Annotated in this window: 1 protein-coding gene (running past one end of the window); it reads left to right on the plus strand. The window is 71.1% G+C overall.

Annotation, left to right across the window (positions count from 1 at the left end; translation table 11 throughout):
* Positions 1-13434, plus strand: the 5' portion of a protein-coding gene (locus VMT65_RS01345) for a non-ribosomal peptide synthase/polyketide synthase (RefSeq protein ID WP_326306053.1). It continues 4449 nt past the right edge of the window; only the first 13434 of its 17883 coding nucleotides appear in the window; its start codon is at positions 1-3; its stop codon lies beyond the right edge, outside the window.

Here is a 13434-nt window from a genome sequence, read left to right on the forward strand (position 1 = left end):
ATGACAAGGGAGGCTCTGGTGCAGGGTACGGACTCGAGTGGTCTGCGACCGAAGGACGTTCCGCCGTCGGAGATCTCAGCGTCGTCTCCCGAGATCACAGCGCCGTTTCCCCTCGGACCCGCACAGCTCGGCGTCTGGTACGCGCAGCTGCTGAACCCGGATGTCCCCCTGACCATGGCCCAATACGTCGATATCGAAGGCGATTTCGATGTCGAGCTGCTGCTGCGGGTCTCCGACGACGGCGTGCCGCTCTGGCGCACCTCCCAGCTGCGCTTCGTCGAGATCGACGGCCAGCCCTTCCAGTACATCGACCCGACCGCGGGCCACAACACCACGCTGATGGATCTGCGCTCGGAAGCCGATCCCGTTGCCGCCGCGCACGAATGGATGCGCACGCAGATCGTGCGGCCGGTGGACGTGCTCACCGACGTCGACATGCTCTTCGCGCCCACCCTCATTCGCGTCGCCGACCGGCGCTGGTTCTGGTTCGTGGTCGGCCATCACATCGTGGGCGACGGCTATGCCGCCATGAACACCATGCAGTGGTCGGCGCGGCGCTACACCGCGCTGCGGCGCGGCCTGGAACCCGAGACGGTCAAGGTCGGCACGCTGCGGGAGCTGGTCGACTCCGAGCTGGCCTATCGCGAGAGCAGCCGATTCCAGACCGACCGCGCGCACTGGGCCGAGCGCACCGCCGGGCTGGACGGGCCCACCACCCTCAAGGGACGCACCGCCCCGCCGCGCGCGGGCAATATGCACTACGACGCGGCCCTGCCCGAGCAGCTGCAGCGGCGGATCGAAGAGGTTGGCGCGCAGCACGATTCGGGACTGGCCGGAGTTGTCGTCGCGGCCTTCGCGGCGTACCTGGCCCGGCTCACCGGCAAGGACGAGGCGGTGCTGAGCCTGCCGGTCACGGCGCGCACCACCGCCGTCATGCGGCGCTCGACGGGCATGCTGTCGAATATCGTCCCGCTGCGCATCGCCGTCGGCGCGGACACCACCTGGGGCGAACTGCTGAAGTCGGCGCGGGTGGAGATCTCGGGCGCGCTGCGGCATCAGCGCTACCGGCACGAGGACATTCACCGCGACGCCGAACAGCAGGGCAGCCCGGCCGCGCGCGGCCTGTTCGGCCCGATGGTCAACATCATGCTGTTCCACCCGCAGCTGGAGTTCGGGGATATCAAGGCGCGCCTGCACCTGCTGTCCTCGAGCCCGGTCGAGGACATGAGCCTCAATCTCATCTACGGCGAGAACGACCGCATCCATCTGGACCTCGAGGTCAATCCGAACCTCTACTCCAGCGCCGAGACCATCCGGCATCACCGGCGTTTCGTGAATTTCCTGGAGCGGCTGGTCGACCTGGACGCGGCCGCGCCGGTCGCCGGCGTGGACGTCTGCACCGTGCTGGAACGCGATGTGGTGCTGCGCCTGTGGAACGACACCGCGCATCCGGTGGACGAGGCGGCGACGCTGGTGTCGATGTTCGACGCGCGGGCCGCCCGCACCCCGTCGGCCCCGGCCGTGCGCTTCGCCGGTGAACCCGAACGCGATCTCACCTATGGCGCGTTCGCCGAGCGGGTGAATCGGCTTGCCCGCCATCTGATCTCGCTGGGAGTCGGCCCCGAGTCGCTGGTCGCGCTGCATCTGCGCCGGTCGCCGGAGCTGGTGGTCGCGATGTACGCCGTGCAGGCCGCGGGCGCGGCCTACGTGCCGCTGGATCCGGATCATCCGGCCGAGCGCATCGCCCACATTCTCAAGACGGCCTCGCCCGCGCTGCTGTTGACCACCGCAGCCGACAGCCCCGAAACCTCGGTCACCACACTGGATCTGGACGAGCTGGCCGGTGACGCGCTGGCCGGATACGCGGCCACCCCGGTGACCGATGCCGAGCGAGTGGCTCCGCTGCGCCCCTCGAACACGGCCTACGTCATCTTCACCTCGGGCTCGACCGGCCGCCCCAAGGGCGTGGCGGTGACCCATGCCGCGATCGTGAACCGCCTGGTGTGGATGCAGCGCACCTACCGGCTCGCCGATACCGATGTGGTGTTGCAGAAGACGCCCGCCACCTTCGACGTGTCGGTGTGGGAGTTCTTCTGGCCGTTGCAGATCGGCGCGACGCTGGTGCTGGCCCAGCCCGACGGCCACCGCGATCCCGCCTACCTGCGCGCCGCCATCGCCAAATACGGCGTCACCACGGCGCATTTCGTGCCCTCCATGCTGGACGCCTTCGTGGCCGAGCTGGAAGCCACCGGGGCCGAACTCGATTCGCTGCGTCACGTCTTCGCCTCCGGTGAGGCGCTGCCCGGTCCGACCGCGCAGCGGCTGCGCGCGCTGACCGGCGCGTCGCTGCACAATCTCTACGGCCCCACCGAAGCTGCGGTCGATGTCACCTTCCACGAGGTGACCGCCGCGGACACCGTTGCCGTGCCCATCGGAGCACCGGTGTTCAATACCCGGCTGTACGTGCTCGACGCACGCCTGCGGCCGGTTCCCGTGGGCACCCCGGGTGAGCTGTATCTGTCGGGGGTACAGCTCGCCCGGGGCTACGTGGGGCGTCCCGGTCTGACGGCCGAGCGTTTCGTGGCCAACCCGTTCGGCGCGCCCGGTGCGGCCATGTACCGCACTGGCGACCTGGTCAGCTGGACCGACAATGGCGAGCTGGAGTACCTGGGCCGCACCGATTTCCAGGTGAAGGTCCGCGGCCTGCGCATCGAACTCGGCGAGATCGAGACGGTGCTGGCGGGCGTGGACGGCGTGTCCCGCGCGGTGGTGATCGTGCGCGACGAGCAGCTGGTGGCCTACGTGGTCGCGCCCGCGGAATTCGATACGACCAGGCTGAAGGCCGCGGCGGCGCGGGCCCTGCCGGGCTATATGGTGCCGAGCGCGTACATGGTGCTCGAGGCCCTGCCGGTCAATGCCTCCGGCAAATTGGATCGGGCCGCCCTGCCCGAGCTGGTGCGGGTGGCGGCGCGCTACGAGGCTCCGGCCACCGTGACCGAACGCGCCGTGGCCCGGGTGTTCGCCGAGGTGCTGGGCGCGCCCGAGGTGGGCCGCACCGACGACTTCTTCGCGCTCGGCGGCAACAGCCTGATCGCCACCCAGGTGGCCGCGCGCCTGAACGCCGAGCTCGGCTCCCACCTGTCGGTGCGCGAAATGTTCAGCGCCACCAGCGTGTCCGAGCTGGCCACCGTGATCGACGCCCAGTTCCGCGATGCCGACGCGGCCGCGGGCAGCGCGGTCGCCCTGGTGCGGCGCGAGCGCCCCGAGCCGCTGCCGCTGTCCCCGGCGCAGCAGCGCATCTGGTTCCTGAACCGTTTCGACACCGCCAGCGCGAGCTACAACATGCCGTTCGTGGTGCGGCTGCGCGGTGCGGCCGACGAGTCGGCCATGCGGTCGGCGCTGGCCGACGTGCTGGACCGGCACGAGGTGCTGCGCACCGTATTCCCCTCGACTACAACCGGTTTCGCGTATCAGCGGGTGCTGCCCGTGGTGGAGGCGATCGACCCCGTGGAACGGGAGACGATCGACGCCGACGATCTGGACGAGCGACTGCGCGCCTTCGCGGCCCGCGGTTTCGACCTCGAGCACGAGATCCCGTTCCGTGCACGACTGTTCACCGTGACCGGTGCCGTCGCCTCGGATTGCGGACTGGGCGGTCCTGTTTCGGTGGACGCGGCCGATCTGGACGTCCCCGAATACGCCATCGCCATCGTGCTGCACCACATTGCCGCCGACGGTCTCTCGCTGCCGATCCTGGCCCGCGACCTGATCACCGCCTACCTCGCGCGCGCCGAGGGCCGGGCCCCGGGCTGGCAGCCGCTGGCGGTCCAGTACGCGGATTACACGCTGTGGCAGCGTGATCGCCTCGGCGTGGCCGAGGACGCGGACTCGCTGCTGTCCCGTCAGCTGGACTTCTGGCGCGAGACCCTGGCGGGCGCGCCCGACCTGCTGGAACTCCCGACCGACCGCCCGCGTCCGGCCATCGCGACCGGCCGCGGCGCGAAGGTGGCCGTCGAGCTGCCCGCCGACCTGCACACCCGACTCGTGGAAACCGCTCGGGCCGAGGGTGTTACGACCTTCATGCTGTTGCACGCCGCCCTGGCGGTGTTGCTGTCGCGTCTGTCCGGTGTGTCCGACATTGTCATCGGCACGCCGGTCGGCGGCCGCGGCGCGCGCGAACTCGACGACCTGATCGGCATGTTCGTCAATACGCTGCCGCTGCGCACCGAGATCGATCCGGCCGCGAGCTTCGCCGAGTTCGCTCGCCGGGTCCGCGACACCGATCTGGCCGCCTTCGCGCACGCCGATGTTCCGTTCGAGCAGCTCGTGGAGGTCCTGAATCCGCCCCGCTCGCAAGCGCGGCACCCGCTGTTCCAAGTGGCATTGTCGTTTACGGCCACCGGAGACATCAGCCTCGAACTGCCCGGATTGCTTGCCACGACAGGTACGCTGGATACCGGAGTGACCAAATTCGACCTCTCGGTCGCGGTCACCGAAAGCTTCGCCGGTGCCGGTCCCGGGGAAGGTCCGGCACCGGCGGGGATCCACGCGGAGTTCGAATTCGCGGTGGATCTCTTCGATTCCGTCACCGTCGAGGTGCTCGCGCGCCGTTTCACGCGCCTGCTCGAGGCCGTCACCGTCGATACCTCCGTCCCCGTGGACGCGCTGCCGCTGCTGTCCGAGGACGAATATGCCGATCTGACAACCCGTTCCGGCGGAGCGGTGGAGTCCATCCGTCTGCTGCCGGAGATCATGGCGAGCGCCGTGGCCACCGCGCCGGACCATCCGGCCCTGGTCGAGGGCGATATCGCGCTCACCTACAACGAACTGGACGCCACGTCGAATCGCCTGGCGCGCATGCTCATCGCGCGCGGCCTCGGACCCGAGGACATGGTGGCGGTGAGCCTGCCGCGGTCCATCGAGTACCTGGTGGCGGTGTGGGCCATTGCCAAGACCGGCGCGGCCTGGGTGCCGGTCGATCCGGCCTTCCCGGCCGACCGCATCGCCTACATCGTGCGGGACGCGGGCGCGGTGCTCGGCCTGTCCCTGGGCGCGGTGCGGGAGTCGCTGCCGGACACGCTGCCCTGGCTGCTCGTCGACGATGCCGGATTCACCGAGCGGTACACCGCTTTCGCGGGCGACCCGATCACCGACGCGGACCGGGTGCGCCCGCTGCGCCCACAGAATGTCGTCTACTCCATCTACACCTCCGGTTCGACCGGTCTGCCCAAGGGCGTGGTGGTCACCCATTCGGGACTGGCCGGTCTGTCCGAGGCGCAGTACGAGCGTTTCTCCGGCTCCGCCGACGCGCGCGTCCTGCATGTCACCAGCTCCTCGTTCGACGTCTCGATCGGCGAGCTGCTGCTGGCCCTGCGCTCGGCCGCCACCCTGGTGGTCGCGCCCACCGGCGCGCACATCGGCGCGGAACTGGCCGAAGTGATTCGCACGCAGCGGGTTACCCACGTCTTCATGACGCCGTCCGGCGCGAGCACCATCGATCCGGCGCAGGTGCCGACCCTGGCGCACGTCGCGGTGGGCGGCGAGGCGTTCGCCACCGAGATGGTGCGGCGCTGGACCGAAGCGGGGCGCGAGTTCATCAATGCCTACGGACCCACCGAGGCCACCGTGGTCGTGAACATCACCGGTCCCATGTCCCCGGATCGGCCGGTCACCATCGGCCGTCTGGTGCCGGGGGCGCGGGAGTGGGTACTCGATCGCCGCCTGCGGCCGGTGCCGGTCGGGGCGATCGGCGAACTGTACGTGGCGGGCAATCCGGTCACCCGCGGCTATCGGGACCGCCCGGCCCTGACCGCGGCCCGGTTCGTGGCCTGCCCGTGGTCGCCGGGTGAACGCATGTACCGCACCGGCGATCTGGTGCGCTGGACCGCCGACGGCGACGTGGAATACCTGGGCCGCAATGACACCCAGGTCAAGCTGCGCGGTTTCCGCATCGAGCTCGGCGAGATCGAGGCGGCCCTGGCGGCCCTGCCGCAGGTGCGCACCGCCGTGGTGACCCTGCACCGCGACGCCGCGCGCGGCGACCAGTTGGTGGCCTACCTGGTACCGAGCACCGGCGACATCGATGTGGCGCAGGTGCGCTCGGCGCTGTCGGGACGGCTGGCGGCGTACATGATTCCGGCGGCCTTCACGGTGCTCGACGCCCTGCCGATGACCGTGAACGGCAAGCTCGACTACCGCGCCCTGCCCGCGCCGGTCTTCGCGGCCCGCGAATTCCGCGCTCCCGCAACACCGGTCGAGGTGCTGGTGGCCGAGGTCTTCGCCGAGGTGCTGGGTCTGGCCCCGGCCGCCGAGGTGGTGCCCGCCGGTGCCGCCGGACGCGACCTGCCCGCCGCGGCGGGTGTCGGCGCGGACGACGACTTCTTCGAACTGGGCGGCAATTCGCTCATCGCCACCCAGGTGGTGGCCCGCCTGGGCGCGGCCCTGGACACCCAGGTGCCGGTGCGCCTGCTGTTCGAGGCGTCCAGCGTCGCCGAATTGGCGGCCCGGCTGGGTGCCTTGGCCGGATCGGGCCGCCGCGCTCCGCTGGTGGCGGGGGAGCGGCCCGAGATGGTGCCGCTGTCCTACGCCCAGCAGCGCATGTGGTTCCTCAACCGCTTCGACAACAGCTCCATCGCCGACAATCTGGTCGCCGCCCTGCGATTGGACGGCCCGCTGGACGTGGACGCGCTGGCGGCGGCGGTCACCGATGTGGTGGCGCGGCACGAGACGCTGCGCACCGTGTACCCGGCCGTGGACGGCGTGGGCCGGCAGGTGGTGCTGCCGGTCGAGAAGTCCGGTGTCGCACTGGTTTCCGAGCCGATCGAGGCCGAGCGGCTGCGGGCGCGGATCTTCGAGTTGGCGGTGCTGCCGTTCGCGGTGGACGAGCACGTGCCCGCACGGCTGACCCTGCTCATGATCGCGCCCGAGACCCACGTGCTGGTGCTGGCGGTGCATCACATCGCCGCCGACGGCTGGTCCATCGCGCCGCTGACCCGGGATCTCATGCTGGCCTACGCCTCTCGACGCGGCGGCGTGGCTCCCGCGTGGACGCCGCTGCCGGTGCAGTACGCCGACTACACGCTGTGGCAGCGCGAGCTGCTCGGCTCGGAGGACGATCCGGAATCGGTGCTGGCGGCGCAGATTCGCTTCTGGCGCACCGAATTGTCCGGGCAGCCGGAGACTTTGGAGCTGCCGGGCGATCGCCCGCGTCCCGCCGTGGCGACCCGTCGGGGCGCGCAGTACCGGTTCGGGGTCTCCGCCTCGCGGTACGCGCGGCTGCGTGAACTCGCCGAGCGCGATCACGCCACCGTCTTCATGGCGCTGCACGCGGCCTTCGCCACCTTGCTCGCGAAACTGTCCGGTACCGCGGACATTTCGATCGGCTCGGTGGTCGCGGGCCGCGGTGAGCAGGCCCTCGACGAGCTGGTCGGCATGTTCGTCAACACCCTGGTGCTGCGCACCGAGGTGGCGCCGCACCGGTCCTTCCGGGAGCTGCTGGCGCAGGTGCGCGAGACGGACCTGCGGGCCTTCGCGCACTCCGACGTGCCGTTCGAGCGTCTGGTCGAGGTGCTCAGCCCGATGCGCTCGCAGGCGCGGCACCCGCTGTTCCAGGTGGCCCTGGACCTCCAGAACACCGCGCACACCGGCCTGCAACTGGACGGGCTGACCGCGTCGCGCATCGATCTGGATCCCGGCATCGCCAAGTTCGACCTGCAGCTGTCGCTGACCGAGAACGCGGGCGGTCTGGACGCCATATTCACCTACGCCACCGACCTTTTCGACGAATCCACCATCGCGACCTTCGCGCGTCGCCTGGACCGGGTGCTCGAGGCCGTCGCCGCCGACCCGGAGCGCCCGGTCGGCGATATCGACCTGCTCACCGCCGATGAGCGCGAGCGCGTGTTGCGCACCTGGAACGCGACCGCGGTCGATCTGGACGTGCCCGCCAAGACGCTGGTCGCCCTGTTCGAGGCCCGCGCCCTGACCTGCCCGGGCGCGCCCGCCCTCGAGTTCGAGGCGACCACGCTGTCCTACGGCGAGTTCGCCGACCGGGTGCACCGCCTGGCTCGCAAGCTGGTCGAATCCGGTGTCGGCCCGGAATCCCGGGTGGCGCTGGCCATTCGCCGGTCCGCCGAGCTGCTGGTGGGCATGTACGCGATCCTGGCCGCCGGTGGCGCGTACGTGCCGGTGGATCCGGATCAGCCGGAGCTGCGCACCGATCACGTGCTCGACGCGGCCGAGCCGGTGCTCGTCCTCACCACCGAACGCGACGGATTCACCACCGCCCGCGACATTCCGGTGCTGGCGATCGACGCACTCGACCTGGGCGGCTATGCCGCCACCGCGCTCACCGACGCGGATCGCCGTGCGCCGCTGCGGGACTCGAACACCTGCTACGTCATCTTCACCTCCGGTTCGACCGGCCGCCCCAAGGGCGTGGCGCTCTCGCACGCCGCGGTGGTGAACCGCCTGGTGTGGGGTCAGGCCCAATTCGGCCTGACCGCCGCCGACGCGGTGTTGCAGAAGACCCCGGTCACCTTCGACGTGTCGGTGTGGGAGTTGTTCTGGCCCTTGCAGATCGGCGCGCGCCTGGTGATCGCCGCGCCGGACGGGCATCGCGACCCCAGGTACCTGGCCGAGCTGATCAGCGCGGCCGGGGTCACGCACGCCCACTTCGTGCCGTCCATGCTGGCGATCTTCGTGACCGAACCCGCCGCGGCGCGGTGCACCGGCCTGCGGCAGGTGTTCTGCTCCGGCGAGGCGCTGCCGATCGGCGCGGCCACCCGGCTGCGCGAGCTGACCGGGGCGCGCCTGCACAATCTGTACGGCCCCACCGAGGCCGCCGTGGAGGTCACCCACCACGAGGTCGTCGACACCGACACCGCGTTCGTGCCCATGGGTCGTCCGGTGTGGAACACCCGGGCCTACGTGCTGGATGTGCGCCTGAACCCGGTCGCGCCGGGTGTCGCGGGCGAGCTGTACCTGGCGGGCGATCAGCTGGCCCGCTGCTACCTGGGCCGTCCCGACCTGTCGGCGGATCGCTTCGTGGCCAACCCGTTCGGGACCTCCGAGCGCATGTACCGCACCGGCGACCTGGTCACCTGGGGTGCCGACGGCGAGCTGAACTACCTGGGGCGCACCGACTTCCAGGTCAAGCTGCGCGGTCAGCGCATCGAGCTCGGTGAGATCGAGGCGGCGCTGCTGGCGCAGCCGGGCGTCAATCAGGCCGTGGTGCTGGTCCGTTCGGATCCGCACGCGGGCGATCAGCTGGCGGCCTACCTGCTGCGCGATCCCGATGCCGGGATCGACCTGGACGCGATCAAGTTCGCGCTGGCTGGCGCGCTGCCGGGGTACATGATTCCGGCGGCCTTCGTGGTGCTCGACGCCTTCCCGGTCACCGCCTCCGGCAAGCTCGACCGGGCCGCGCTGCCGACCCCGGTGTTCGAGACCGCCGTCTACCGCGCTCCCGAGACCATGGCCGAGGAGGTCGTGGCGGGTGTCTTCGCCGATCTGCTCGGCATCGACCGGGTCGGCGCGAACGACGACTTCTTCTCCCTCGGCGGCAGCTCGCTGCTGGCCGCGCGGGCGGTGGCCCGCATCGGCGGCGCGTTGGACGCCGAGCTGTCGGTGCGCGAATTGTTCGACGCCCCAACGGTTGCCGAGCTGGCCGCGCTGGCCCAGGCCCGCTCGGGCAGCGCCGCTCACCTGCCTCTGACCGCTCGCCCGCGTCCGGAGCGGGTGCCCCTGTCGGCGGCACAGCAGCGCATCTGGTTCCTCAACCGCTTCCACGCCGACGGCCCCGGCCGCGCGGCGGACAATATCCCCCTGGTCCTGCGCGTCACGGGCGTGCTGGACGAGTCCGTGCTGAACGCCGCGCTGCGGGATGTGGTGTGGCGGCACGAAACCCTGCGCACCGTCTACCCCGACGGTCCCGAGGGACCCGAGCAGCGGGTGCTGCCGACCGTCGAGACCACGCTGCTCACCGAACGGCTCGCGGCGGACGAGATCCCCGCCCGGGTGGCCGAGCTGATCGCCTACGGCTTCGATCTGACCAGCGAAACGCCGTTGCGCGCTGCGCTTTTCAGCGCCTCCGACACCGAGCACGTGCTGGTACTGGTGGTGCACCACATCAGCGCGGACGGCTTCTCGCTGGGCCCGCTGGCCACCGACCTCATGCTCGCCTACCAGGCCCGACGCGCGGGCACCGCGCCCGCGTGGACGCCGCTGCCCGTGCAGTACGCCGACTACACCCTGTGGGAGGCGCGGCGGCGCGGTGACGACACCGATCCGACCACCCTCGGTTACCGGCAGTTGGAGTTCTGGCGACAGCGCCTGGCCGGGCTGCCCGAACAGCACGACCTGCCCGCGGACCGGCCCCGCCCGGCGGTCGCCTCGCTGCGCGGCGGCGTGCACCGCATGAGCGTCGACGCCGACCTGCACAGCCAGCTGGGCGAATTGGCGCGCAAGCACGACACCACCCTGTTCACCACCGTGCACGCGGCGCTGGCGGTGCTGCTGGCCCGGGTGTCGGGCGGCACCGATATCGCCATCGGCACGCCGGTCGCGGGCCGGGGCGAGCAGGCGCTCGACGGCCTGGTCGGCATGTTCGTCAATACGCTGGTGCTGCGCAGCGAGATCGATCCGCGCGCCGGTTTCGACACCGTGCTGCGCACCGTGCGCGCCGACGATATCGCCGCGCTCTCGCACGCGGACGTGCCCTTCGAGCGCCTCGTCGAGGTGCTGTCCCCGGCCCGCTCGCAGGCCCGGCACCCGCTGTTCCAGGTGGCCCTGACCTTCCACAACTACGAGCTGCCCACGGTGGAGCTGCCGGAGTTGGCGGTGCGTCCGGAGCCCCTCGACGCCGGGGTGGCCAAGTTCGATCTCCAGTTCACCGTGCTCGAGAACCGGGCCGCCGACGGCCACGCGGGCGGCCTGGACATCGAGATCACCTACGCCGTCGACCTTTTCGACGCCGAGACGGTCGCCGCCCTGGCGGATCGCTTCGACCGGGTGCTCTCGGCGGTCGCCGCCGACGCGACCGTGGTGGTCGGCGATATCGCGCTGCTCAGCACCGAGGAACGCGCCCGGGTCCTGCACGAGTGGTCCGGAACCGGTCCCGATATCGCAGAGTTCACCACGCTCGCCGACCGATTCGCGGCCGCCGCGGCGCTGGATCCGGCCGCACCCGCCGTCCGGGCCGGTGCCGTCACGCTCAGCTACGCCGAGCTCGACACCCGCTCCAACCGACTCGCGCGCTGCCTCATCGCGGCCGGTGTCGGACCGGAATCCCTGGTGGCCGTGGCTCTTCCGCGCACCGAGGACCTGGCCGTGGCCCTGCTGGCCGTGGTGAAGGCGGGCGGCGGCTATCTGCCCATCGACCCCAACTACCCGGCCGACCGCATCGAATACACCGTCGACGACGCCCGCCCGGTGTGCGCGATCACCAGCGGTGCGGCGGGCCTGGCGCACGGCTGGTTCGGTGGGCCGGTCATCGACCTCGACACCATCGGCCTGGACGGCTACGACGCCACCCCGGTCACCGATCGTGACCGCCGCGCGCCGCTGCGCCCGGCCGACACCGCCTACGTCATCTACACCTCGGGTTCCACCGGTCGCCCCAAGGGCGTGGTGATCCCGCACCGCAATGTGATCCGCCTGTTCGACAATGCCCAGGGGCACTTCGGTTTCGGACCCGACGACGTGTGGACCCTGTTCCACTCCTACGCCTTCGACTTCTCGGTGTGGGAGCTGTGGGGCGCGCTGCTGTACGGCGGCACCGTGGTGGTGGTCGACTACTTCACCTCGCGCTCGCCACAACAGTTCCGCGAACTGCTGGCCAGCGCGGGCGTGACCGTGCTGAACCAGACGCCGTCCGCGTTCTATCAGCTCGTCACCGCCGACGCCGAGGCCGACACCGACCTGGCGCTGCGCTACGTGATCTTCGGCGGCGAAGCCCTGGAGCCGCAACGGCTCTCGGGCTGGTTCGAACGCCACCCGCAGGCCCCGGCCCTGATCAATATGTACGGCATCACCGAGACCACGGTGCACGTCTCCTACCGGCCCATCACCCCGGGCACCGGTGCCGCCAGCGTGATCGGCGGCGCGCTGCCGGGACTGACCGTGCGCGTGCTGGATTCGCGACTGCTCCCCGTGCCGGTGGGCGTGCCCGGCGAAATCTATGTCTCCGGTGGACAGTTGGCCCGCGGCTACCTCGATCGCGCGGCGCTCACCGCCGGCCGCTTCGTGGCCGACCCGTACGGCGCACCCGGCGAATCCGCCTACCGCACCGGCGATCTGGCGCGCTGGACCGCCGACGGCGACCTGGAATACCTGGGCCGCATCGACCAGCAGGTGAACCTGCGCGGCTTCCGCGTCGAACTCGGCGAGATCGAGGCCGTGCTGCTGCGCGATCCGGACGTGCGCGAGGCGGCGGTCGTCGTGCGCCACGACGACGCCGTGGACGAGGCCCGGATCATCGGCTATGTGGTCCCGCGGGCCGACGCGGCGCTCTCGGTCACCGACCTGCGCGCGGCGGCGGCCCGGCAGCTGCCCGAGCACATGGTCCCGGCCGCACTGGTCGTGATCGACCGAATCCCGTTGACCGTCAACGGCAAGCTCGACCGCGCGGCCCTGCCCGCGCCGACCTTCGCGGGCACCGAGTACCGGCAGCCCGCCACGGTGGCCGAGGAACTCGTCGCCAACGTCTACGCCGAACTGCTCGGCCGCGAGCGGGTCGGCGCGGACGACGACTTCTTCGCCCTGGGCGGCAGCTCGCTGGTCGCGGCCAAGGCCGCGGCCCGCCTCGGCGAGGTCTTCGGGACGACGGTCGGCGTGCGCGCGCTGTTCGAGGTCCCGACCGTCGCCGCACTCGCGGCGCTGATCGCGGCGGGCACCGGGGAGGCGCGGCGGCCCGCGCTGGTCGCGGGCGAGCGCCCGGACCGGCTGCCGCTGTCCCCGGCCCAGCAGCGCATGTGGTTCATCAACCGCTTCGACCGCACCTCCACCGCCTACAACGTGCCGATCGCGCTGCGGCTCTCGGGCGACCTGGACGCCCAGGCCCTGTCGGCCGCCTTCGCCGACGTGGTGACCCGACACGAGACCCTGCGCACCGTCTACCCGGAGACCCCGGAGGGCGCGTCGCAGGTGATCCTGCCCGCGGCCCAGGCCTTCTCGGGTCTGACCATCACCTCGGTCACCGAGGTCGAGGTGCTGGACCGGGTGCGCGAGATCCTCACCACCACCTTCGACGTCACCGCCGAGGTGCCGCTGCGGGTGGAGCTGCTGCGCGTGGTCGACGCCGACGGCGTCCCCACCGGTGATCACGTGCTCGCCGGTGTGCTGCACCATATTTCGGCCGACGGCTCCTCGGTGGTCCCGCTGGTCCGCGATCTCATGCTGGCCTACCACGCGCGGCTGGCGGGCGCCGCGCCCGCG

Source organism: Nocardia sp. CDC153 (assembly GCF_035818515.1).
GTDB lineage: Bacteria > Actinomycetota > Actinomycetes > Mycobacteriales > Mycobacteriaceae > Nocardia.